The organism is Phaeobacter sp. BS52, assembly GCF_045040595.1.
GTDB classification, from domain to species: Bacteria; Pseudomonadota; Alphaproteobacteria; order Rhodobacterales; family Rhodobacteraceae; genus Phaeobacter; species Phaeobacter piscinae.
The window spans coordinates 933,112-956,019 of the sequence record NZ_CP090662.1; the positions used below are offsets into that span (position 1 = coordinate 933,112).

The following is a 22,908-nucleotide window of genomic DNA, read 5'->3' on the forward strand; positions in this document are numbered from 1 at the left end:
ATCTGCAACAGGTCGGGCGTGCATTCAATAGCTGAAACGCCGCAGGTCGCATTTTTGTATGCAATAGTACACAAAATTTGCACCAACGTCGCATTTCGCCTCAAATTGCCCTGCGCACGACGGTCTCAAGAATGATTGATTGGTCATTTCAGCTCAGCCGCCGCTACATCGGTAGATCAGAGCAAAAAGGGTTCGTTGCATGAAATTTATCGCATCGCTTGTCATGGCCGCGTGGATGGCGCTGCCAATTGGGGCCGCCGCCCAGAGCGGTGGACCGGCCACGGATCTGGTGGTGGTGGAGCTGTTCACCTCGCAGGGTTGTTCCTCCTGTCCGCCCGCCGATGCGTTGTTGCAGCAGCTGACAGCGCGGTCGGATGTATTGCCCCTGGCGCTGCATGTAGATTATTGGGACTATATCGGCTGGAAAGACCAGTTCGCCGACCCGGCCCACACCCGCCGTCAGAAAGGCTACGCCCATGAAGGTGGCCGTCAGATGGTCTACACACCGCAGATGATCGTGAACGGTCAGGACGATGTGGTCGGTGCCAATGCGATGAAGCTGAGCGAGACCATCGCCGCGCATCAGGCACGCCCAACCCCGGTTGCGATGACCATCGACGGCACCCAAAGCGGCACGGGCGGGATCGCTGTAGAACTGCGCCGCGCCGATGTCGCACCGGTGCTGTCCGGTCCGATTTCGGTGCAGCTGGTGCGCTATGCGCCGCTGAAAACGGTCGATATCTCCCGTGGAGAATTGGCGGGCCGACGCCTGGATTATGCGAATGTGGTGGAGCAGATTGACCGCGTGGCGGAGTGGGACGGGCAGGGCACATTGCAGCTGACGGTGACGCTGACCGACACGCGTCCGGCGGCGCTGCTGGTCCAGCAGGCGCCCTATGGTGCCATCCTTGCCGCGGCGACACTCAACTAAGCGGCATCTTGGGGTCAGTCAGAGCTGGACCTTTGATCTGTCGGCGAGGATTTCGGGATCGGCACATAGGGTTTCCAGCGCCGATGAACCCAGAACCACTGCCCCATGTGCTGGCGCACCAGATCCTCCAGCCGTTTGCAGACGGTGGTTGTCATGGTAACCGGATCAGAGGGGGCAATCTCTTCCTGCACGATAATTTCGAAATCGAGGCCGTTGGGCTGGCGAATGGCATAGACCGGGATCATCGCGGCGTTGTATTTCAGCGCCAGTTCTGCTTAAGCACAACGGACGTCACGGCGGGTTCGCCAAAGAAATCAATGTTGACCCCGCCATGGGCGTGCAGATCCGCGACAATCGCAATGATGCCGCCCTGTTTCAGGTGACGGACCATCTCCATCATGCCGCGTTTGCCCTGTTCGAACATCGGCTTGCCGGTTTTTTCAATTGCTTGCACGTAGTGGTCGTTGAAATAGGGGTTGGCCATCCGGCGATAGAGCGCCCCCATGGAAAAGCCGCGCCGGATCAAATTGGCGCGGGCGGCGTCGTAATTGCCGAAATGGCCGGTGACCAGAATGACCGGTCGCCCCTCCGCGCGGGCGCGCTCCAGCGCGGGCAGGCCGGGGCCGGAAACCGGCGCCGCCCAGGCGCGCTCCAGAAACGGCTGTCCGGCATAGAGCTCGGCGACGACACGGCCGATATTGTCACTCACCTCATCGCAAAGCCGCGCGACATCCGCCTCCGGCAGCTCAGGACAGGTGAGCGCAAGATTGCCACGGATCCGTTTGTGAAACCCCACCAGAGGGGCTGCTTTGCGCATCACCCAGCCCATTGCCGGAATACGCTTTTCATAGGGGATCAGCCCAAGCGCCCCGATAAGACCACGCAGAGCCAGATTGCTGGCGTAGTAACTGGCGCGACGGCCTGGGGACAGGGTGGAGGGATCGACGGGCATGTCCGGAGGGCCTGCAATTGGAGAGACAAAATCACCGCGACCATAAACGGCAGCGCAGAGAGGCACAAGCAAGCCCGGCGGTGATCCGCAGTTGCGGGCCGCGCTCAGCGGAACTGCGACCCTGACGTCGGCGGGGCATCAAGACCACATGTCAGCGATGCCAAGTCTCAGCTACGGATCAGCAGACAAGGCGCGGGCCAGGGTGCTAAACCGCTGGCAGGGCGCCTTCGATCACTGCGGTATCCGTTGAGGTCCCGTCTCAGTGTGGCTGCGGAGATGGGCGTGGTCGGGCATCAGTTATCTGTGCGACTGTCTCTGTCGACATATGTGTGCGACCGCAGGCAGGAAGGCACAGGCCAATGCGGAGACCTGATCGTGCGGGCTTACTCTTCTTCTTCATCCTCGGCTGAGCGAAGTTCGACCTCGCCGGAGTTCACCAGCTCCCGCAGGGCGTTGACGATGGTGCTCATGGCGCCTTCTCCGACACTGCGCTTGACCTTGCCGCGCTCGCTCACCTCTTCGCGGATGTTGTTGGCCATACGGCTGGACATATTGGCCAGCATGAATTCGCTGGTTTCGACATCTTCTTCGTCGGTGGCAAAGGCGATGGCCGTGACCAGATCCTGCTGCGCCAGAACACGGGCGATTTTTGGCACGTCCACCGGGCTTACCCGCTGGGCGATCAGCGCATAGGTGAAGATCGATTTGCGCACGTCGCCGGCAAATTCCTCGTCTTCTTCGTCCAGCGCGGTCAGCACCTCATCGCGTTTGCCGGCTGCGGCTTGGGTCAGGATCGCGCCCATCCGCTGGCCCGGGGTTTCGTCAAAGGCGACCTCCGGTCGCGCCTCAATCTGCGCGGCGAGGGACAGGCCGATGCGATCGACGGTATCCGGGGTCACGGCGGCAGTCTGGCTAACGGCATAGGTGATGCGGCGCGCAACGGGACCGGGCAGGTGGATCAACATCTGCGCTGCTTTGGTGGTGTCCAGCTTCGACAGGAGAACGGCGGCGACTTCTGTGCTTTCGGCCTCAGCCAGCTCGGCGAGATCCTCTGGTGGCAGGGCGCGCAGACGCTCCCACGGGTCGCCAAACTGGCGCACGCCGGCTTCCTTGCGCAGACGACTGGCGGTCTGGCGGCTGATTTTGCCCTCCATCGCGGAGAGCGCACCGGCCAGCCCATTGGGGAAGGACAGCCCGACATTGTCCAGCATTTCGGCAAATTCACCGGCCACCTCATGCAGGGTGTCGCGGTCGATCAGCCCCATGCGGCCCATCTGCTGTGTCAGTTCGATCTGAAGATCATCGGGCAGCGATTCCAGCGGAATATCGGCCCCTTCATTCAGCAGCAGGCGCACCACGATGGCGGCCTTCGCCTTGCCGCTGAGTTTGGATTTGGCAACCGGCAGACCGCCGCCGCCCATGGCAGGCATATCCAGCGCGCCACCACCCATGCCGCCCATGCCCAAGTCACCACCGCCGAAATCGCCGCCCAGATCCATACCGCCGAGCGGAGCCGGGGCGGAAAAATCACCCAAATCATCTGAGGAGGCCGCCATGGGAAGCGCCAAAGCATTTTCATTCTGCATTTATGAGCCCTAGCCAAAAAGATTCTCTTTCTGTTGTCTCCAATCTAGGGGCAAAGCAGTAAATAAATGCTGAAAATCAGTAGCTTTGCGTCTGTCCGGACAAAAGAGCGTCCCGCAAGGAGACTTCGGCCCAGCTGTCGCTGCCGCCGGTGGCGCGGATGATCTTCCATTGTTCCAGCGCAAGCCCGTATTTTCCTTCGGTTACAAACCCTTGACCCATGTAGGAGCGCGCAAGGTGGTTCTGCGGATCCTGCGCGATGGCCTGAGTGTAATAGGACATCGCCTGATCGGGATAGCCCTGCTTACGATAGGTAAAGCCCCAATAGGTCAGCACCCGGCTATCCGTTTGGTCAGGCATCGCGGCCAGTACCGCCTGCGCGTCGCTATAGCGCCCGGCATAGGCGAGTTCGCGCACCGCATCATACATCTCATCCGGGTCCAGGGAGGATTGCTCTGGTGCAACGCAACGCTGTTTCTGATCGTCCCAGACCTTCGCGCCCTTGCAGGTTTTGGTGGTGTTGGTCGGTTTTGGCGCCGCGCTGTCACCGCTTCCGGCTGCAAATGCGCCGCTGGCAAATGCCGCAGAGAGCACCAGCGCGGTTAAGGTCGCGCAGCTGGCGCGCATCGCAGATGCAGGCAGAGAGCGGGCATGGGGGGCATTATGTGTCAGCATGGCAGGCATCAGTTTGTCCTTTTGTCGCGCGCGCCGCAGCTCTGCGGCCTGTTGGATCGCTCCACCTTAGACGGTTGGCCGCAACCGCGCGATAACAAGACGGTGAGACGTGATCCCAGCACTGTATGACTATAGAAAAAGGGGCCGCCCTGTCGCTGACAGAACGGCCCTTATTGTGGTTGCTGGTGAACTCCGGCTTAGGCGCCAAACACCCGCTTGAAGATCGTGTCGACATGTTTGGTGTGATATCCCATGTCGAATTTCTCGTTGATCGCCTCTTCGCCAAGGACGGCAACCACATCCGCGTCCGCCAGCAGCAATTCGCGGAAATCAACGCGATCTTCCCAGACTTTGAGGGCGTTGCGCTGCACCATGGCATAAGCATCTTCGCGGCTGACACCGGCCTGCGTCAGCGCCAGAAGTACCCGCTGCGACATCACTAGACCGGGGAATTTATTCATATTGTCCAGCATGTTCTCCGGGAAGACCAGCATCTTGTCGATGACGCCAGCCAGACGGTTCAGCGCAAAGTCCAGCGTCACGGTGGCGTCGGGGCCGATACCGCGCTCAACGGAGGAGTGCGAGATATCGCGCTCATGCCAGAGAGCCACGTTTTCCATCGCCGGGATCACTGCCATACGCACCAGACGTGCAAGACCGGTGAGGTTTTCCGTGAGCACCGGGTTCTTTTTATGCGGCATCGCGGAGGAGCCTTTCTGCCCCATGGAGAAGAATTCCGCCCCCTCCAGCACTTCGGTGCGCTGCATGTGGCGGATTTCCACCGCGATGTTTTCGATCGAGGAAGCGATCACCCCCAGCGTGGCAAAGAACATCGCGTGACGATCACGCGGGATCACCTGTGTCGAGATCGGTTCGGGGCTCAGGCCGAGCTGCTCACAGACGTGTTCTTCAACGCGAGGGTCGATATTGGCAAAGGTGCCAACCGCGCCGGAAATCGCGCCAGTGGCGACTTCGCTGCGCGCGTTTTGCAGGCGCTGTTTGTTGCGGTCCATCTCGGCGTAGAAACGGGCAAAGGTGAGACCCATGGTGGTCGGCTCGGCGTGGATCCCGTGGGAGCGGCCAACACGCACGGTGTCTTTATGTTCCAGCGCGCGTTTTTTCAGCGCGGCCAGTACCTTGTCCATGCCACCCAGAAGAATATCGGCGGCACGCACCAGCTGCACATTGAGACAGGTGTCCAGCACGTCAGAGGATGTCATGCCCTGATGCACGAAGCGGGCTTCTTCAGAACCGACATGCTCGGCCAGATGGGTCAGGAAGGCGATGACGTCATGTTTGGTGACAGCTTCGATTTCGTCGATGCGGGCGACGTCGAATTCGACATCCTTGGCTTTCCACACCGCGTCGGCGTTTTCGCGCGGGATCACGCCGAGGTTGGCCATGGCTTCGCAGGCGTGTGCCTCGATCTCGTACCAGATCTTGAATTTGGTTTCCGGCGACCAGATGGCAACCATTTCAGGACGGGAATAGCGGGGGATCATGGGCAGCAGCACCTTTTCATAGCAGGGCAGAAGGGAAGCGGATGATGCCGCGGGTCTTAGAGCAGCGCGCCCTACAGGGCAAGGGCAGGGGCGCGCGCCGCGACAGAAAGCCCGCAAAAACAGGTCTCTTATGGTGGGAGGGATGATGTACGGTCTGCCTAGGCCACGGGACTGTCCATAGCCTGCCGATAATTGGGTCGCGCGTCAGTCACGGTCGAAGCCCCCTATTTGCAAGGGGGCTCGTGGTGACTTCATCGGGCCGGGGGAGGGCGCTCCGGTCAGAACGGCAGATGCGCGGGATCTACATCTGCCTCGCTCTCGGGCTCATCCAATCGGGTGGTGACCTTGGCGCCATGTTCCAGCGTGCGATGCACCGGGCAGCGGTCGGCGATCTCCAGCAGCTTGGCGCGTTGATCCTGGGTCAGATTGCCGCTGAGGTAGATCACACGGGTGAACTGGTCAATCTGCGCGGGACCGGAGGGCAGCGCGTCCTGTGCATGAACCTTGTCATGGCAAACATCGACGCTGACGCCTTCTAGGGGCCACCCCTTGCGGCGGGCATACATGCGGATGGTCATAGAGGTGCAGGCACCCAGCCCCGCTGAGATAAACCCATAAGGCGTCATGCCGCGATTGCTGCCGCCATAGGCCAGTGGCTCATCCGCATAGGTGTGATGGCGCGGGCCAGACTGGATATCCTGCAAGAACCCATTGGGATCCGCCTCGGTGACGCGCAACACGCCCTCAGGCGCGCCGGGGGGCGGTGCGGGGGGCGACAGATCGATATAGCGCCCGGCCCAGGCGGCAATGACATCCGCGGCATATTCCGCATCGCGAGGCCGGGAAATCAGGTGATCGGCATCATCCAGGGTGATGAAGCTCTTGGGGTGTTTCGCCGCGACAAAGATATCGGCGGCATTGTCGATACTGACCGTGGCATCCAGCGGCGCGTGCATCACCAGAAGCGCGGCATCCAGATCGGCAAGGGCGCTGGTCAGCGCCTCGGCGCGGATATCCTCGACAAATTGCTTGCGGATCAGGAACGGGCGGTCGGCCAGACAGACCTCAGCGGCGCCTTCGGCCTCAATCATCTCCAGCGCGTCACCAAACTGATGCGCCACATGGGACGGGTCAGAGGGCGCGCCCAGCGTGACAACACCGCGCACCGATGGCAGCCCGGCCCGCGCCCGCAACACCGCAGCGCCGCCCAGCGAATGACCGATCAGCAATGAGGGCGCCAGCCCGCGCCCGGCCAGATACTGTCCCGCCGCCACCAGATCGGCGACATTGGAGCTGAAGTTGGTATTGGAGAACTCACCATCGGAATGGCCAAGACCGGTGAAATCAAACCGCAATACGGCGATGCCCATCGCCGCCAGACGGGCCGAGATGCGCCGCGCGGCGGGGATGTCCTTGGAACAGGTAAAACAATGGGCAAAGAGTGCTGTGGACAGGATCGGCCCTTCGGGCAGGTCCAGCCGCGCAGCCAGCTGGTCACCGGAGTGTCCGGAAAAAGAAATGCGTTCGGTGGGCATCAGGCTCGCCTTTATCTGGGGGTCACCCTAAGGTGCGGCGACAGGCGGGCGGGCACAAGGCATCCGCCGCCCACGTCACGGGAAGGTGAGGGATATTGACAACAGACCGTTTGGCCGAGGCCTGCGCAGGCATCGGAGGTTTCGCGCCGCAAGATGCGCGTGACCAGCAGATGTGGCAGCGCCTGACCGCGTTCTGCGCGCGCGAACCAAAGGCGTTTGAACGAGATCCAACGACCGGCCATGTGACGGGATCGGCCTTTGTCCTGTCACCCGATCTGTCAGCGGTGCTCCTGACCCATCACGCCAAACTGGACCGCTGGCTGCAACTGGGGGGACATTGCGACGGCATCGCCGACGCCCGGTTCACGGCCCAGAAAGAAGCCTATGAAGAAAGCGGTCTGGCCTGGATCAGCCTGCTGTCTGATCAGGTGTTTGACATCGATATCCACGAAATTCCTGCCAACAGCCGCGAGGCGGCGCATCTGCACTATGATGTGCGCTACCTGTTTCGTGCTGAAGCGGGCGATATCCATGCCAGCGCGGAGTCCAAGGCACTCGCCTGGGTGCCGTTGGCAGAGCTGGCGCAGTATAGCCAGGCGGATAGTGTGCTGATCTTGCAGGAAAAACTGGCCCGGTTGCACAGCGCAGGCTGCTAAGCGCCCCACAGGATCAGCGGCCGTTCGGCAAGTGGGGTACAACCGCGGTTTTGTCGCCCCTCATTGCGGCGGCGGCATCACGGCTTTCCCATCAACGCGGGATCAAACGGGTAGGTGGTGAGATTCTCATATCCGTCCTCGGTGATCAGCACCTGATCCTCCAACTTGATCGAGAAATCACCGCCCTCAGGTGAGACCAGCGCCTCAACACAGAGCACCATGCCCGGCTCCAGTTCGTAATCAAAGGCACCCTCGACCATGGCATCCGGGTAGGCCACCAGCGGCCATTCATCGCAAAGTCCGACGCCGTGCATCATGCAGCCGTATTTCTGTTTCTGGAACTGCGCATCCAGCAGATGGCAGTTGTGCGACAGATCTTGCAGGTTCACGCCGGGTTTCAGCATCTCCATATTGCTCTGGATATGCTCGACCCCGTGCTGCATGGCATAGACCATATCTGCGGGCGGGGGGCGGTCACCAATCCACCAGCTGCGCGAGATGTCGATGCAGATCCCGTAGGAGCCGACCAGATCGGTGTCAAAGCTGACGATTTCATTGTTCTGGATGATCCGCCCGCCGCATTCCTGAAACCACGGATTGGTGCGCGGGCCTGAGGTCAGCAGGCGGGTTTCGATCCACTCACCACCGCGGCGGATGTTTTCGGCATGCAGCACGGCCCAGACGTCATCTTCGCTGATGCCACCGCCGGGAATGGCGCTGCGGGCATAGCGCTCCATCTCGGCGACGGCGGTTTCACAGGCGTGATTGGCGCAGCGCATGGCGAGGATTTCGTCCACGCCTTTCACTGCGCGACATTTCTCGGTCAACTCCTCGCCGGGGAAGACCTCAAGCCCCTGTGCCTCAAGCGCGCGCAGCCCGTGCAGCATGATCTTGTCCACCGCAAGACGCGTATTGCCGCCGCTATGCTCCGCCAGCAGAGTGCGCACCTCATTGGCGAAGGCGTCTGCCGCCACATCCACCTTATCGCCCCGATCAAAGTAAAACAGATCGGCCCCGGCCCGCTGTTCGCGCACCAGAGGGTTGAATTCACTAAGAAACGGCGCCTGTTTGTAATCCCACATCACCATATAGCCATCGGCGCAGATCAGCAGCGCGCGAAACGGGTTGTGGGTGTTCCACAGCTGCATATTGGTGGAATCCGTCGCGTAGCGGATGTTCATCGGATCAAACACCAACAGTCCGGCATAATCGCGGTCGTTGATGAACCGTGTCAGGCGCTCCCAACGGTAGCGGCGCATGGCCTGAAGATCCGGCAGTTGAAGACCCGCAGCCGCCCATTCGCCAAAGGCCAGCCGGGTCGGTCCAATCTCGACGCGGTCCTGATCATTGGGAGTATTGTCCCCAAGGGTTGCACCGCGTGTCGGGTCGATCTTGCGTCTATCGCGGTAATGCTCGTTCATCTCTGGCTCCGTATTCGACATCGTCTCGAAGGTGTCGCTGGACATCTCTGTCCAATGTTGTGCGGAGCGCGGAGGGGAGTCGCCACCAAATGCGACGGTCCAGACGGTCGTTTTCAGACAGATGTGTTTGGGTCAGCGTGTCGCATCTAGCGGGTGGCGCTGCGTGTCTGGCTTGCTACAACATGTCATGACCAAGATTCTGCAAACCCGCCTGCCGTATAATCCGCTGGAAGAGCGCAAGCTGCCCGGTATTCAGCCCTTGGCGCCACAGGACTGGTTGCACTTTGATGAGGCATGCGCGGGCCAGATGGCGGAGCGGGAGCGGCTGTTGCAGCAGTGCCGTTCGCAGGTCCTGTATTGCGCGCCCGAGGCCATGCCAGCGGCCTCTGAGCTGTTGGACGCGGTTTTGGCGCAGCTCTACCCGGATACTGCCCAGACCCATGTGGTCCGCCCCGATGGGGTCGAGGTGGCATTGGATTGGGAAGATCCGCTGGGCACGCTTGGCCGGATTGCCCAGCAAGATTTCTGCATTTTGGGAAAACCGGAGGGCGCGCAAGAGCATGTGTTGACCGGCGCGATCCTGTGCTTTCCCGCAAATTGGACGCTCGCGGAGAAAGCGGGGCGGCCACTGATTGCCATTCACGCGCCGGTCGACAGCTATGATGCTGGCATTGCTGCGCGGGTGCAGCGGCTGTTTGACGGGGTGCAGGTGGGGCGGCCGATGTGGCGGTTCAATGCGTTGTGGTACGCCGATGCGACGCTGCATCAGCCGCGCCGCGCCAGTGGCGATCGCCCGCGTCCCGGCGCCGAAACGGCGGGCTATATGCGCAGTGAGCGGCAGACGATCCTGCGCCTGCCGCGTAGCCGCGCCGTTGTTTTCAGCATCCACACCAGTGTCGTGACCCGTGCGGATGTGATGGCCCAGTGGGGGGCACCGGCAGCCTCGCGCTGAGTGTAGACCAGGAGGTCTAAAAGGCGATGGCAGCCGAGCTTTGCAGCGCAAGAAGGGCCGTCGCGCCGCAGACGATGTGAAGATGGCCACGCAGCTGCGGGCTGCGCAGGAGATGGCTGGTGGTTGCGATCATCCGCTGCGGCATGGCCGCCAGAAGACCGCCCAGCCGGGCAACGGCGGCACCGCTGCCGCGGGGCTGTGTCATAACCGCTTTGGCGCGGGCCCGGGCCCGATTGCGCGCCTCGACAGCATGGCGCCCGGTAGCGCGGGTGTCCGGGGACTGCAACATTGCGGCGTAATGTTCTTCCAGCTGCGCAACCGTTACCTCGACCGGCTCAAAACAGGCGCGTCCCCGCAGGCGCCCATTTGCAACAGGCTTGGCGCCGGTGGTAGGCTGCGGCGACGGCGGCGGCGTATCAAGGGCGGCGTCAATCGGTGTCGCAACAGGGGCGTCCGCTTCGGGTGTCGTCTGCGGGCTGAGCGGGGCGCTCGACTTGGCGGCTTGGCTGTCGGCGATATCTGCGGCGATTTCGGTCACAGGAGAAATGTCCAGCGTGGCGTGGTCTGCAACAGCCTCCGCGTGGGTTTCCACCTGCGTTTCCGCGTCTTCAAATACCCCAAGGAAAGCGTCACGGGTTAGGGTGAAGGGCACATGCAGCCAGTCCACCGTCGCGACATCCAGATCCTCGGCCAGGCGGCGCAGGATCATCGCCAGCAACATCTCGCTCAGCTCCACATCGCAGTGGTCCGGGTGGTTCGGGGTCAGGGTCACGCCAAGCGAACTGCGCAGCGGTGTCTCGGTGCTGTCAGTACCGGCCGCACTGGCCTGCGTTGGTTTGATCGGATGGCGGCGGTAGCGCAGTTCAACCCGGTAATGATCACAATCAAGGCGGATCAGATTGGGGTTTCGCGATTGGAACTGGCGCACGCTGTGGCCGTATTCTTCCAATGTATCGACCACAGCAGTCGAGCCGCTGGACAGCGCATCTGGGTCTCGAATTTCAAAACCCAGCTTGCCTTTATACTGATCTACCTGTGTCACCGTCAGGATCCTCCGCTCAGGTGCTTCAGCAATTAAGTTAAAATTTGAAATGGCAGAAAGTGAGGCGGTGACAGCTGAGAGGTAAAAAATTCCTTTCCAATTCGACGATTGTATTGTGATTGATTTAACCATTTGAAAATTAACAGTAAAATAATTATCCGCCCTAAGCGCCTCTTTGAATTTGGGCAAGAACTGGGCAGCTGACGGCCATATTGATGCCGTAGCCCTTACAAATTGGGCGTGAGGCTAACAGTGTTTCCGATTGGGTGACGCCAGGTCAATCTTAAAGGCTTGCGTGGAACGATCAGGCTGCGCCGGGGAAGGGGTGACAGTGTTGAAAATATGAAATCCAGAGCGTGCGACAGCCCGGTCGGTAGTCAAAGCGTCAACCAAGGGCAGTGCCCTAGGCGATCGGAGTGCATCTGTCAGACAAGGATTGGCCGGGGGCTGCAAACGGCTGGGGCTCTGCAAATGAAAAAGGCGCCCCCAACAGATGGGAGCGCCCAGTAAATCTGCGTGATCGGGGATCAGCAGCTGTAGTACATGCCGTATTCCACCGGATGCGGCGTGTGTTCGTAGGTTTCCACCTCTTCCATCTTGAGGGCGATGTAGCCTTCGATCTGGTCTTTGGTGAACACGTCGCCCTGCAGCAGGAAGTCGTGATCGCCTGCCAGCGATTCCAGCGCTTCGCGCAGGGAGCCGCAGACGGTGGGGATATCGGCCAGCTCTTCTGCGGGCAGATCATAGAGGTTCTTATCCATGGCTTCGCCCGGATCGATCTTGTTCTTGATGCCGTCCAGACCGGCCATCAGCAGTGCGGCAAAGCACAGGTAGGGGTTCGCGGCCGGATCGGGGAAACGGGCCTCGACGCGCTTGGCTTTCGGGCTTTCGGTCCATGGGATCCGCACGCAGCCGGAGCGGTTGCGGGCGGAATAGGCGCGCAGAACCGGCGCTTCAAAGCCAGGGATCAGGCGCTTGTAGGAGTTGGTGGACGGGTTGGTGAAGGCGTTCAGTGTCTTGGCGTGTTTCAGGATACCGCCGATGAAATACAGCGCCTCATTGGAGAGATCTGCGTATTTGTCGCCCGCAAAGAGCGGCTTGCCATCTTTCCAGATCGACATGTTCACATGCATGCCGGTGCCGTTGTCGCCATAGATCGGCTTCGGCATGAAGGTCGCCGATTTGCCATAGGCGTGAGCCACATTGTGGATCACATATTTGTATTTCTGCAGCTCGTCAGCCTGTTTGGTCAGGCTGTCAAAGATCAGACCCAGTTCGTGCTGGCAGGAGGCCACCTCGTGGTGGTGCTTGTCGACCTTCATGCCCAGACGCTTCATGGTGGACAGCATCTCGGAGCGCAGATCCTGGGCTTCGTCGATGGGGTTCACCGGGAAGTAGCCGCCCTTGAGACCGGGGCGATGACCCATGTTGCCCATCTCATATTCAGTGTCGGTGTTCCAGGAGGCGTCGGTTGCGTCGACCTCAAAGGACACTTTGTTGATGGTGTTGGAGAAGCGCACATCATCAAACAGAAAGAATTCCGCCTCGGGGCCCATATAGGCCACGTCACCGATGCCGGAGGACTTCAGATAGGCTTCGGCCTTCTGCGCGGTGCCGCGCGGGTCACGCGGGTAGGCTTCGCCGGTGTCGGGCTCAACCACGGAGCAGTGGATGCAGATGGTTTTCTCGGCATAGAAGGGATCAACATAGGCCGAGGTGGTGTCGAGGATCAGCTTCATGTCGGAGTTTTCGATCGACTTCCAACCGGCGATGGAGGACCCATCAAACATGAACCCTTCTTCGAGGAAGTCTTCGTCCACCAGGTCAACGTCGATGGTGACGTGCTGGAGCTTGCCACGTACATCGGTGAAACGAATGTCGACATAGGCCGCATCTTCGTCCTTGATCATCTTCAGAACTGCGTCTGCGCTCATTTCCAATGGTCCTTCTGATCTTGTAATCTTATGTGTGTCCGGGCTGCCGCGCCCATCAGCGACGGCGGGCACCCCTGTGTTCTGGTGTCAGGCTCAGAGCGCGTCCGAGCCGGTTTCGCCGGTGCGGATGCGGATGGCCTGCTCTACGGGGGAGACAAAAATCTTGCCGTCACCGATCTTGTCGGTCTTGGCCGCGGCCACGATGGCCTCGATTGCGGCGTCGACCTGATCGTCGTCCAGCACCACCTCGATTTTCACCTTCGGCAGAAAATCGACGACGTATTCGGCACCGCGATAGAGTTCGGTGTGACCCTTCTGGCGACCAAACCCCTTGACCTCGATCACCGACAGGCCTTGCACGCCCACGTCCTGCAAGGCTTCCTTCACCTCGTCCAATTTGAACGGCTTAATGATGGCTTCGATCTTTTTCATCGGCATGGCTCCTCGCAACCTTGTCGAGAGAGGTCAGATCACTTCTACTGAGCGGGGACAATAATAGCCGCAAGCGCTGCGGCGAAACTGCGCATGATTTCGCGGTCTCTGCCTAAAAATTAAGCACAGCGCCTGATTTTCGCGCAATTTTGAATCGCGACATGACCACGACATGAAAAAGAGGCCCCAGACATGACCGAATTGCTGACCGCCGCCCAGATGCGCGCCATCGAACAGGCCGCGATTGCCGCTGGTGAGGTGACCGGGCTGGAACTGATGGAGCGGGCCGGGCAGGGCGTGGTTGCGGCCATTTTTGAGGAATGGCCGGAATATGAAAGTGCGCCTCAAAGTGTGGCAGTCCTATGCGGTCCCGGCAACAATGGCGGAGATGGTTTTGTCGTGGCCCGGCTGCTTGCTGGGAAAGGCTGGACGGTAAAGGTTTTCTTGTATGGTGATCCAGATAAGCTGCCAGCTGATGCGCGCACCAATTATGAGATTTGGCTGGCTGACAATCAGGTCGAGGAACTCACTGAAAGAGCGTTTCGAAAGGAGCCTTACAGCTTGCATATTGACGCCCTGTTCGGGGCCGGGCTATCTCGCCCGTTGGAGGGTGAAGCCTTTAATGTTGCTTCCCATATGTCGGGGCGCAACGGTGATGATTACAGTGATAGCGTTGTCGCCATAGATGCCCCGTCCGGCCTCTGCTTGGATAGCGGAACTGTTCTTGAGGAAGCGCCGCCCAGCCTGGGCCATCCGATCTTCGACCAACAGGGGCAGGAACCTCGAGGTCGAAAGCCGTTTCAAGACAGATTTGCAGCCCTGACAGTTACATTCGACAGCCCAAAGTTCGGTCATTTTGTAAATGAAGGCCCGTCTGTGTGCGGCCAAGTCGTTGTTAAAGACATTGGGTTGGAACAATGGCGAGTGCTGAAAGGAACTAAACCCGGTACGCCTCCTCGGTCATTGCGACTGCCTCATTCAGTTCTGCTGGGAGCGAGGCCATTAGTCAAAGATCGTCGGAAGCCATGGATCTCTCGTTTTGGTTTCGTCCGATGCAAAAAGGCATCCACAAAGGGCCACAAATACACCTACGGCCACGCTCTCGTCCTCTCTGGCGGCCATGGTAAGACCGGCGCTGCGCGGCTGGCCGCTCGCGGCGCGTTGCGGATCGGGGCGGGGCTGGTCACTGTCGGCTCGCCACGCTCGGCGATGATGGAGAATGCCATCCAGCTGACCGCGATTATGTTGCGACAGATGGATGGCGCGGATGAGCTGCGCACGCTGTTGCAGGACAGCCGTATCAACGCGGTTTGTCTTGGGCCGGGGCTTGGGCTGGACGCTGATCCTGAGGGCTTGGTTCTGGAGGTCTTGCAGGCAAACCGCTCCACGGTTCTGGATGCAGATGCGCTGACGCAGTTTGAGGACCGCGCTGAGGCGCTGTTTGAGGCTTTGCACGAAAACTGTGTCATCACCCCGCATGGCGGTGAATTTGCACGGCTCTTTCCAGATCTGGCAGAAAAACTGAACGCACCTGCCACCACTGGCCCGGCCTATTCCAAGGTGGACGCCACCCGCGAGGCCGCCAAACGCGCGGGCTGCGTGGTGCTGTTCAAGGGGCCGGACACGGTGATCGCCGCGCCGAACGGGCTCTGCTCAGTGAATTCCGCCCACTACGACCGCTCCGCGCCCTGGCTGGCGACTGCTGGGGCTCGGCGACGTGCTGGCCGGGTTCATCACAGGCTTGATGGCGCGCGGATTGGACCCGATGCAGGCAGCAGAAACAGCTGCATATCTGCATGTCGAATGCGCGTTGAACTTCGGCCCGGGGCTCATCGCTGAAGACCTGCCGGAGCAAATACCGGCTGTTCTGCGCAAGCTTGATATTTTCTAAGCGGGTGGCGGAGGGAAGGCGTGGAAAAGTTTTGCCCAAAGAGTGCTTTCCCTTTTGCATCCGCTGAAAAGCTTTGCTATTGAGCGCGTCACGATGGGCGCGCCCATCGTCAGGATGCGGGTGTGGCGGAATTGGTAGACGCACCAGATTTAGGTTCTGGCGCCGCAAGGCGTGGGGGTTCAAGTCCCTTCACCCGCACCATTTATCCCTTGATACTGTCGAATAATCGCGTCTCTGTGGGGTTTCGGTTCGCACTCTGGCCCTCGCTTTATTATTCGCTGGGGGCCTGGCATAGGCCGTCGATCTGAGAGACACCCGTTGCATCAGGTGTCTCCCGGCTTTTGTCTTGCACCGATGCGGTGGTCTTTTCCCCGTCACGCTGAGCGGGCGTAGGTGTCCCTGTCATCAAAGGTGGTGTCGGCCCAATCGTCGGCCGCGGGCGGCGGGGTGTGCTCGTTGACGCGACTGGCGGGATCAATGGTGAAGCCCGAGACCGCCTGCACCAATGTCTGAGCTTCCTCGCGCAGCATCTGGCTAAGCAGCGGCAGTCTGTTCCAGCATGGCGGAGTTTTTCTGTGCATTCTGATCCAGACTGACAACCGCGGTGTTCACCTCGGAGAGCCCGTTGGATTGCTCGACCGTGGTGGCGGCAATCTGTTCAACCTTGCCCACCACCGCTTCCACGGAACTTTGGATGGAGGCGAGGGCCGTGCCAGTCTGATCGACCAGTTTCACGCCCTGTGCCACCTCATGGGTGCTGACGTCGATCAGCTGATTGATTTCCTGCACCGCATCGGCGGAGCGCTGCGCAAGGCCGCGGACCTCGGAGGCGACGACCGCAAAACCGCGACCGGCCTCGCCGAGCGCGGGCAGCCTCGACCCCCGCGTTCAGCGCCAGAAGGTTGGTCTGAAAGGCAAGATCTTCGATCAGGTCGGTGATCTTGGCGATGGCGCCGGACGGATCCTCAATCCGCTGCATCGCGCTGATGGTCTGGCTGGCCAGTTCGCTGGTGGTGCGGGCCTGGGTGAAGGCGTCGCGCACGATATCCTTGGCCTGTTCCGAGCCCTCGGCGGTGCCCCGCACGGTGTCATCCAGCGTTTGCAGGGCGGCGGCTGTTTCCTCAAGGGAGGCGGCAGAGGTTTCGCCCCGGCGCGAGGCGTCATCTGCGGCGGCGGCAATTTCTGCGGCGGTCGAGTTCAGAACCTCACTGCTGTGGGACAGTTGCTGCACCATTCCGGTCAGATTGTCACTGAGGTTGTCGACTGCGTTGGCGATCTCCTTGAAGATACCTTTCTGACCATCGGGCATCCGCTGGGTCAGATCGCCGAGCTGCCAGCGTGTCCAGAACTTGGCGAATATCGCCCAGCCCGCCTTCGGCCGCATCGCCAATGGCATTTACGCCGCGGCCCAGCTCCGCAAAGGAGCCGCTGGCCCCCTCCACCTGCAGGCGTTTGGAGAAATCACCGGCGGCGCAGGCGCGGATCACCTCTGAGATGTCGCGCGTCAGCCGGTCCTTCATCTCATTGTCGGCGCGCAGCTCTTCGACGGCGGTGGCAATGGTCGAAACCTCCCTGATGCGCGACTGCGGCGCCGGGGTGGAGAAATCACCGGCCATGATTTTCTGCAGGACCACATTGACCCGCGACAGTGGCCGCGAGATGCCGATGGCCAGGAAGAACGCCACCACGACAAAGATGCCAAGCCCGCCAAGCCCGGCCTTCAGCGCATTGGCATTGGCCGTGCTGATCGCCTCGGCCGCGCTGGCATGGATCATGTCCAGGCGAGCCGTCGTTTGCTCATTCATGGCGGCCAACACCGGTTCAGCGGCCGCCTCAATGACGTCCAGCGCCTTGTAGTGGTCATCGATCTGGGTGACTTCCTCAGCATAAGCATTAAAGGAATTCTGATAGCTGGTCAGCAGGCTGCCAATTCGGGCGCGCTGCGAGATATTCTTGTAGTAACTGCCAGGAAAGGCACGGAATTCATCAACCCGCGCGTTCAGACGCTCAATGTATTTTGCGGCGTGACGCATGATGAAATCTTTCTCATGGCGACGCATCATCAACATCTTGATTGTCATGTCAGGCTCGGCGGTGTCTTTCAGCGCCGTCTCAATGCTGCGAACCGAACTGCGCAGCGCCCCCTGCAGCCCATCGGTTTCGTCAAAGCCCAGCCGCTCCTGACTGGCGACAACCTCGGCAAAACCGGCCTCATAAGCGGTGATCGCTGCTGCCAGCTGGCGCAGATTGTCCGAGGCCTCCGCCATGCCGTCCAGCGCCGAAATCTGGGTTTTTGCACGCTCTATCCGGTTGGAGAGATGCGCCATCGTATCAGCCTGCGTGGCAAGAACGTCGTGGCTTGGTTTCAGGCGAAAGCTCATCTCGACCAGACGGGTGCTCTGAAAATCAGCGCTCACCTCTGACAGTGTCTGTGCAAACCCTTCGACCGCGGTAACCTCCGCCTCGATCTCTGTGCGCAGCTGATCCGTATAGCGCGACAGTCCGATCAAGGCGAACATGACTGCGCTGGCCAGGAAGACGATCATAAATACGGCCGTCTTGATGGAAGTCTTGAATTTCATAGTCTGAGTACCTGCTTTGTCGATCTGTCACGACTATCGGCTAAGCTGTTAATAAACCGTGGAAACTTGTGAAAAACCTGCATGTTTTGATCTGTTTTGACGCCTGACCCGCGCGCGGTTTACGTTCCGCGATGAAACTCTTGCCGCTGATCCTAAACGCGCCCCGTGCGGCGAGCCGCGCGTGTGATTCCACCGATCACGATTTTGAGAGAATTTGTCCCGCTGCTGGCAAGGGTAGCGGCGCGGCATATTTCAAGCCTACTGCTGCGAAAAAACGCGTGATAGCACCTGCGACAGGTCAGCCCCTCAGGGATGGAGAGGGAGCTGCCCTGAACAATATTGGAGCATCTCCTCATGAACACCAGATTTGCCTCTCACCTCGGGGCGACGGCCTTGGTTTCCGGGCTTTTTGTCGGCCTCGCAGCGCCTGCGGTGGCCGGACCAACCTACGAGAACAGCTCGGGCGGGACCTTCCGCTACTATGGTCAGTTCAACCCCTCCTTCCAGTCGTTTGACGACGGCGGTGACGATTTCAGCGCGCTTGTCGACAATGCCAATTCAAACTCCCGTATCGGGTTCTGGCTGGAACAGCCTTTTGGTGAAAATACCCTGCGGTTCAATTTCGAGACCGCGTTTGGCCTGCGCTCCTCTGACGGGGTGGACCAGAATGGGCGCCCTCAGAATATCAGCTGGGACCGCACCCGGATCCGCAAGGTTGATCTCCAATATGCCACCGCGCGGTATGGCACGTTCTCTTTCGGTCAGGGATCCATGGCATCGGATGGGCTGGCGGAATCTGATCTCTCCGGCACTGGCGTGATCCAGACATCCTCGATTGCAGATTCTGCTGGCGGTTTCCTGTTCCGCACCTCCACCGGCGCTCTGTCGGGCGTCAGCATCGGGTCTGCCTTCCGCAGCCTGGACGGCGGTCGCCTGGGCCGGGTGCGCTATGACACGCCGGAATTCAGCGGCTTCACCGTGTCGGCGTCTTATGGCGAGGAAATCCTGCGCTCGAATTCCGATCGCGAAGCCTATGATATTGCGGTGCGCTACACCAATGATGACCTTGGTGACTTGACCATCAATGGCGCCTTGGGTGCGGTGTGGAATGAGAATGGTCCCGGCACCAAAACCCGCGATATTGTTGCCTCTTTTGCAGCACTGCATGAGCCGTCGGGCGTGTCCTTCGCCGTTGCCGCAGCGGCGACCGGGACACCGGCGGCGATTATGCCTTCGCCAAGCTGGGTTACACCGCGAATTTCCTGTCGGTTGGGGCGACGTCCTTTGCCATCGATTACTATGACGGCTCGGATATGGTCACCAGCGGCGATAGTGCTGAATCCTGGGGCGTCGCGGCGGTTCAGAATTTCGACAATCTGAACCTTGAGACTTATGTCGCCTACCGCGACTACTCCTACTCTGACACCAGCGCGACCAGCTATCAGGACTCCTCGTCCATTATGGCAGGGGCCCGCTGGAAGTTCTGATCCAATCAGTCGGGGCAGGGCGGTTGTGGCACGGCTGCCGCGCCTGCCTGACCTTGGACTGAATTGCTCTTCAGCTGGACGTACACCCTCAAAACACGCCCCTTTGGGCGTGTTTTTCTTTTGAAGGGCCAAAAAACGCCGCATCCGCCCCGGTCGAGGCCGCTCTTGAGGCAATCCCTCTTGCGCCGCCGCTCATGTGCAAATAGAAGGCCACAAATTGTCTGGGGGAGCGCCTGCGCGCGCGCCCCGAATCTCTATGGGGAATATGATGCAGGTCACCGAGACGCTGAACGAAGGTCTGAAACGCGGTTACGCGATCACCGTCACCGCCGCCGAGCTGGACGCTAAGGTCAATGAGAAACTGGTCGAGGCACAGCCCGAAGTCGAGATGAAAGGCTTCCGCAAGGGCAAGGTTCCCATGGCGCTGCTGAAGAAGCAGTTCGGCCAGCGTCTGATCGGCGAAGCCATGCAGGAAACCATCGACGGTGCGATGAACAAGCACTTCGAGGAAAGCGGTGACCGTCCGGCCATGCAGCCCGACGTGAAAATGACCAACGAAGACTGGAAAGAGGGCGACGACGTCAACGTCGAGATGTCCTATGAAGCACTGCCCGAGATCCCCGAAGTTGATCTCTCCGGTGTTGAGCTGGAAAAGCTGGTCGTGAAAGCAGACGACGCAGCCGTCGAAGAAGCGCTGGCCAACCTCGCAGAAACCGCGCAGGATTTCGAAGCCCGCGAAGACGGTGCCGCGGCAGAAGATGGCGATCAGGTTGTCATCGATTTCGTTGGTAAGGTTGACGGCGAAGCCTTTGATGGCGGCGCAGGCGACGACTACCCGCTGACACTGGGCTCCAACTCCTTCATCCCCGGTTTTGAAGAGCAGCTGGTCGGCACCAAAGCGGGCGAAGAAAAAGACGTCACCGTCACCTTCCCCGAAGAATATCAGGCCGAGCATCTGGCCGGTAAAGAAGCCGTGTTCTCCTGCACCGTGAAAGAGGTGAAAGCCCCCAAAGCGGCAGAGATCAACGACGAGCTGGCGCAGAAATTCGGTGCCGAAGACCTCGCTGGCCTGAAAGGTCAGATCTCCGAGCGTCTGGAAGCCGAATACGCCGGTGCGGCCCGTGCCGTGATGAAGCGTGGCCTGCTGGACAAGCTGGACGATCTGGTCTCCTTTGACCTGCCGCCGTCGCTGGTCGAAGCAGAAGCCAAGCAGATCGCACACCAGCTGTGGCACGAGGAAAACCCCGAGGTTCAGGGCCACGATCACGAAGAGATCGAAGCCAGCGACGAGCACAACAAGCTGGCCGAGCGCCGCGTGCGTCTGGGCCTCCTGCTGGCAGAACTGGGCCAGAAAGCCGAAGTCGAAGTGACCGACGCAGAAATGACCCAAGCGATCATGCAGCAGGCACGCCAGTACCCTGGTCAGGAACGTCAGTTCTTTGAGTTCATTCAGCAGAACGCTCAGATGCAGCAGCAGCTGCGCGCGCCTATCTTTGAAGACAAAGTGATCGACCACATCGCTGAGCAAGCGAAAGTGGATGAGAAAGAAGTCTCCAAAGACGATCTGCAGGCCGCCGTTGAGGCCCTGGAAGACGAGTAATCAGACCTCGGGCCTGCGCCTTCGCGCGGGCTCTTGCCTCTGACTAAGGAACAGGCTGCCCCTCGGGGGTGGCCTTTTTCTTTTCCGGATCAGAAATGGGACAACCCGGACCGGTGGGGACGCCCCGTCACAAGCAAAACCGCCCCTGGGTTTATCCAGGGGCGGCACAAAATGACGTGAGCTTGGGCTCTCCGACCGTCGTCGGAAACGAGTGTCAGAACAAAAAGTTATCGGAGTTTGACAACTCCGCCACTGAAATATTCTCCACCGTTACAACCACGTTGTCGAAGGTCATCACAACGTGATGGCCTTTCGCGGTGAAATCGACCTGATTGAGGGTCTCCGCCCCGCTGAGAATGTCGATTTTGTCGACACCCACTTCGAAATCGCGGATCCGTGCGCGCCCGTGATTGCTGCCGAAAGCAAATGTATCGGCGCCGTCACCGCCTATCAGCAGGTCGTTGCCCTGCTGGCCGAACAGTTTGTCATTGCCGTTACCGCCAATCAGTGTGTCGTTGCCTGCGCCGCCACGGATCGTGTCAGCCCCGTGCGAGCCGTTCAGCTTGTCGTCACCATTCTGGCCGATCAGCCGATCACGTCCGCCGCCGCCGCGCAGGTCATCGTCGCCAAGCCCGTCCGGCAAGCCTGTCATTGCCACCTCGACCGGAAATCAGATCATCTGCCCCGGTCCCATCGAGGATATCGCGGCTGACAGTTCCCAGCAGGGTTTCACCGACCTCAGGCTCGCCCGTGTCGAGCGGTGCATTGCCACCTGCCTTGCGGTCCTGCCAGAAGGCGATCAGCGCGTCCGCAGTGGGGCTGTCGTAGCCACCGAAATCCTTAACGTATTTCAGAATCGAGGTGCCGTATTCATCCGTCGACGCGGTATCGCTCAGCAGCAGTGTTGCCAGCCCGGAAGCACCGCGCAGATGTGCGGCGGCCATCAACCCGGTCAGGGACAGGGTAACCTCAACCATGGCGCCATTCACATCGCGGTAGGAGACAGTTTCACCTACGTAATCGGCGAGACTGCGCCCCTGCTGGCCGAGATAGTAGCTGAGCATCTCGAAATTATAGCCAAAGGCCTCATTGATGGCTGTGTCCTGCGCGGCATGAGTCTTGAAATCATCTAGGCTGTTGACGCCATTCTTGCCGGTCCAGGTGCCGTCCCAGCGGTTGATGCTATCACCGCCCAGGTAGTAAAAATCATCCCGGTAGTAGCCGAGGTCAATCAGCAGCGCCTCGCCGAACTGATAGCCGACAAAGCCCAGCGAGTTGGTCGAGTGATAGGCCATATCGCGCCACTGGGTCGCGTTCAGCTGGCCCCAGCTGCTCAGGCCCTGATAAAAACTGCCAACCGGCGCACCGGCCCATTGTGTCAGCTGTGCGTCGCTGATCTGCCCGGCATCGTAGCGGTCCCGGTCCCAGCCGGATTCAAACGCCAGAAGCGCATTGCGAAAGTCGTTGAAACTGCCGTTTGGCATCGTCACTGCTCCTCTTGCGTATCAACCGTCTTGATGCGGACTGCTGGCGTTCAGCGTTGTCCGACACATGGCATGTTGGAAAACTCTGTCGCAAGAAAGGGGCAGAAATTTGGCAAACAAATGCCTAAAAAAGAGTAAGGAGAGCGTAATTTTGCTCGAAATTTGTAAAAATTAACCTTTAGGGCGCGCCGCAACAAATAGTGTGCAAGCGGGGCGTGTGCGCCTAGATCTGCCGCCCGGTGACGTAT

General features: G+C 60.0%; 17 protein-coding genes, 1 tRNA gene and 4 pseudogenes. 7 read left to right on the plus strand and 15 right to left on the minus strand.

Annotated elements, in window-relative coordinates:
• The first annotated feature begins 199 nt into the window (after positions 1–199).
• Positions 200–931, plus strand: a complete 732-nt coding sequence (locus L0Z65_RS04615; protein WP_096871516.1) for a thioredoxin family protein — start codon at positions 200–202, stop codon at positions 929–931.
• Between the two features lie 14 nt (positions 932–945).
• Here the strand turns inward: L0Z65_RS04615 and L0Z65_RS04620 are convergent.
• The 5 genes and pseudogenes from L0Z65_RS04620 to L0Z65_RS04640 all read right to left on the minus strand — a co-directional run bounded on the left by L0Z65_RS04620 (position 946) and on the right by L0Z65_RS04640 (position 7,179).
• A pseudogene (locus tag L0Z65_RS04620) lies at positions 946–1,883 on the minus strand (lysophospholipid acyltransferase family protein).
• A gap of 383 nt (positions 1,884–2,266) precedes the next feature.
• Entirely contained in the window at positions 2,267–3,469 is a 1,203-nt protein-coding gene (locus L0Z65_RS04625; protein WP_405111201.1) for a flagellar motor switch protein FliG, read from the minus strand.
• 76 nt (positions 3,470–3,545) lie between these two features.
• Positions 3,546–4,151: a tetratricopeptide repeat protein gene (locus L0Z65_RS04630; RefSeq protein ID WP_118068078.1), complete on the minus strand. Its 606-nt coding sequence runs from the start codon at positions 4,149–4,151 to the stop codon at positions 3,546–3,548.
• 188 nt (positions 4,152–4,339) lie between these two features.
• Positions 4,340–5,644, minus strand: coding sequence for an adenylosuccinate lyase (purB, locus tag L0Z65_RS04635; protein WP_405111204.1), 1,305 nt, complete (start codon positions 5,642–5,644; stop codon positions 4,340–4,342).
• Between the two features lie 278 nt (positions 5,645–5,922).
• The gene (locus L0Z65_RS04640; RefSeq protein ID WP_096871512.1) at positions 5,923–7,179 is read right to left on the minus strand and encodes a bifunctional alpha/beta hydrolase/OsmC family protein; all 1,257 of its coding nucleotides are present in this window, start codon (positions 7,177–7,179) and stop codon (positions 5,923–5,925) included.
• Positions 7,180–7,274: 95 nt separating this feature from the next.
• Here L0Z65_RS04640 and L0Z65_RS04645 point away from each other — a divergent pair, with 95 nt between their 5' ends.
• A complete protein-coding gene (locus tag L0Z65_RS04645) occupies positions 7,275–7,835 on the plus strand; it encodes an NUDIX hydrolase (protein WP_405111207.1) in 561 nt (186 codons plus the stop codon).
• Positions 7,836–7,912: 77 nt separating this feature from the next.
• On the opposite strand, the gene dddP is transcribed toward L0Z65_RS04645, so the two are convergent.
• A complete protein-coding gene (gene dddP, locus L0Z65_RS04650) occupies positions 7,913–9,256 on the minus strand; it encodes a dimethylsulfonioproprionate lyase DddP (RefSeq protein ID WP_405112454.1) in 1,344 nt (447 codons plus the stop codon).
• Between the two features lie 187 nt (positions 9,257–9,443).
• Between dddP and L0Z65_RS04655 the strand changes: the two genes are divergently transcribed.
• A complete protein-coding gene (locus L0Z65_RS04655; protein WP_405111210.1) occupies positions 9,444–10,208 on the plus strand; it encodes a heme-dependent oxidative N-demethylase family protein in 765 nt (254 codons plus the stop codon).
• Positions 10,209–10,224: 16 nt separating this feature from the next.
• Here the strand turns inward: L0Z65_RS04655 and L0Z65_RS04660 are convergent, their stop codons facing one another.
• The 3 genes from L0Z65_RS04660 to L0Z65_RS04670 form a co-directional block, all read right to left on the minus strand.
• The gene (locus tag L0Z65_RS04660) at positions 10,225–11,250 is read right to left on the minus strand and encodes a hypothetical protein (RefSeq protein ID WP_405111213.1); all 1,026 of its coding nucleotides are present in this window, start codon (positions 11,248–11,250) and stop codon (positions 10,225–10,227) included.
• Between the two features lie 527 nt (positions 11,251–11,777).
• Positions 11,778–13,184 (minus strand): type I glutamate--ammonia ligase, encoded by a 1,407-nt coding sequence (gene glnA / locus L0Z65_RS04665; protein WP_096871508.1) that lies wholly within the window; start codon positions 13,182–13,184, stop codon positions 11,778–11,780.
• A gap of 93 nt (positions 13,185–13,277) precedes the next feature.
• A complete protein-coding gene (locus L0Z65_RS04670) occupies positions 13,278–13,616 on the minus strand; it encodes a P-II family nitrogen regulator (protein ID WP_014874894.1) in 339 nt (112 codons plus the stop codon).
• Positions 13,617–13,808: 192 nt separating this feature from the next.
• Between L0Z65_RS04670 and L0Z65_RS04675 the strand changes: the two are divergent.
• Positions 13,809–15,507: pseudogene (locus L0Z65_RS04675) on the plus strand (NAD(P)H-hydrate dehydratase).
• Positions 15,508–15,623: 116 nt separating this feature from the next.
• Positions 15,624–15,708 (plus strand) — tRNA-Leu (locus L0Z65_RS04680).
• Positions 15,709–15,881: 173 nt separating this feature from the next.
• On the opposite strand, the gene L0Z65_RS04685 is transcribed toward L0Z65_RS04680, so the two are convergent.
• The 4 genes and pseudogenes from L0Z65_RS04685 to L0Z65_RS04700 form a co-directional block, all read right to left on the minus strand.
• Entirely contained in the window at positions 15,882–16,037 is a 156-nt protein-coding gene (locus L0Z65_RS04685) for a hypothetical protein (RefSeq protein WP_405111218.1), read from the minus strand.
• 4 nt (positions 16,038–16,041) lie between these two features.
• Positions 16,042–16,380, minus strand: coding sequence for a methyl-accepting chemotaxis protein (locus tag L0Z65_RS04690; RefSeq protein WP_405112457.1), 339 nt, complete (start codon positions 16,378–16,380; stop codon positions 16,042–16,044).
• Between the two features lie 49 nt (positions 16,381–16,429).
• Positions 16,430–16,816, minus strand: a pseudogene (locus L0Z65_RS04695) (methyl-accepting chemotaxis protein); the annotation flags it as partial.
• Positions 16,755–18,089, minus strand: coding sequence for a HAMP domain-containing protein (locus L0Z65_RS04700; RefSeq protein WP_405111221.1), 1,335 nt, complete (start codon positions 18,087–18,089; stop codon positions 16,755–16,757). The pseudogene L0Z65_RS04695 and the gene L0Z65_RS04700, both read right to left, overlap by 62 nt.
• Positions 18,090–18,443: 354 nt before the next feature.
• Between L0Z65_RS04700 and L0Z65_RS04705 the strand changes: the two are divergent.
• Both L0Z65_RS04705 and tig read left to right on the plus strand, forming a co-directional pair.
• Positions 18,444–19,576: pseudogene (locus L0Z65_RS04705) on the plus strand (porin).
• Positions 19,577–19,844: 268 nt separating this feature from the next.
• On the plus strand, positions 19,845–21,176 hold the full coding sequence (gene tig, locus L0Z65_RS04710) for a trigger factor (protein WP_405111224.1): 1,332 nt from the start codon (positions 19,845–19,847) through the stop codon (positions 21,174–21,176).
• A gap of 214 nt (positions 21,177–21,390) precedes the next feature.
• On the opposite strand, the gene L0Z65_RS04715 is transcribed toward tig, so the two are convergent.
• Positions 21,391–21,828, minus strand: a complete 438-nt coding sequence (locus tag L0Z65_RS04715) for a M10 family metallopeptidase C-terminal domain-containing protein (RefSeq protein WP_405111227.1) — start codon at positions 21,826–21,828, stop codon at positions 21,391–21,393.
• A complete protein-coding gene (locus tag L0Z65_RS04720; RefSeq protein ID WP_405111230.1) occupies positions 21,794–22,660 on the minus strand; it encodes a hypothetical protein in 867 nt (288 codons plus the stop codon). Before L0Z65_RS04720 ends, L0Z65_RS04715 begins: the two co-directional genes overlap by 35 nt.
• Between the last annotated feature and the right edge of the window lie 248 nt (positions 22,661–22,908).

Excerpts from the sequence above, each read along its gene's own strand:
- L0Z65_RS04615 (WP_096871516.1), top strand. The coding sequence starts at position 200 with ATGAAATTTATCGCATCGCTTGTCATGGCCGCGTGGATGGCGCTGCCA.
- L0Z65_RS04625 (WP_405111201.1), bottom strand. The coding sequence starts at position 3,469 with ATGCAGAATGAAAATGCTTTGGCGCTTCCCATGGCGGCCTCCTCAGAT.
- L0Z65_RS04630 (WP_118068078.1), bottom strand. The coding sequence starts at position 4,151 with ATGCCTGCCATGCTGACACATAATGCCCCCCATGCCCGCTCTCTGCCT.
- purB (WP_405111204.1), bottom strand. The coding sequence starts at position 5,644 with ATGATCCCCCGCTATTCCCGTCCTGAAATGGTTGCCATCTGGTCGCCG.
- L0Z65_RS04640 (WP_096871512.1), bottom strand. The coding sequence starts at position 7,179 with ATGCCCACCGAACGCATTTCTTTTTCCGGACACTCCGGTGACCAGCTG.
- dddP (WP_405112454.1), bottom strand. The coding sequence starts at position 9,256 with ATGAACGAGCATTACCGCGATAGACGCAAGATCGACCCGACACGCGGT.
- L0Z65_RS04655 (WP_405111210.1), top strand. The coding sequence starts at position 9,444 with ATGACCAAGATTCTGCAAACCCGCCTGCCGTATAATCCGCTGGAAGAG.
- glnA (WP_096871508.1), bottom strand. The coding sequence starts at position 13,184 with ATGAGCGCAGACGCAGTTCTGAAGATGATCAAGGACGAAGATGCGGCC.
- L0Z65_RS04670 (WP_014874894.1), bottom strand. The coding sequence starts at position 13,616 with ATGAAAAAGATCGAAGCCATCATTAAGCCGTTCAAATTGGACGAGGTG.
- L0Z65_RS04685 (WP_405111218.1), bottom strand. The coding sequence starts at position 16,037 with ATGCTGCGCGAGGAAGCTCAGACATTGGTGCAGGCGGTCTCGGGCTTC.
- L0Z65_RS04700 (WP_405111221.1), bottom strand. The coding sequence starts at position 18,089 with ATGAAATTCAAGACTTCCATCAAGACGGCCGTATTTATGATCGTCTTC.
- tig (WP_405111224.1), top strand. The coding sequence starts at position 19,845 with ATGCAGGTCACCGAGACGCTGAACGAAGGTCTGAAACGCGGTTACGCG.
- L0Z65_RS04715 (WP_405111227.1), bottom strand. The coding sequence starts at position 21,828 with ATGACAGGCTTGCCGGACGGGCTTGGCGACGATGACCTGCGCGGCGGC.
- L0Z65_RS04720 (WP_405111230.1), bottom strand. The coding sequence starts at position 22,660 with ATGCCAAACGGCAGTTTCAACGACTTTCGCAATGCGCTTCTGGCGTTT.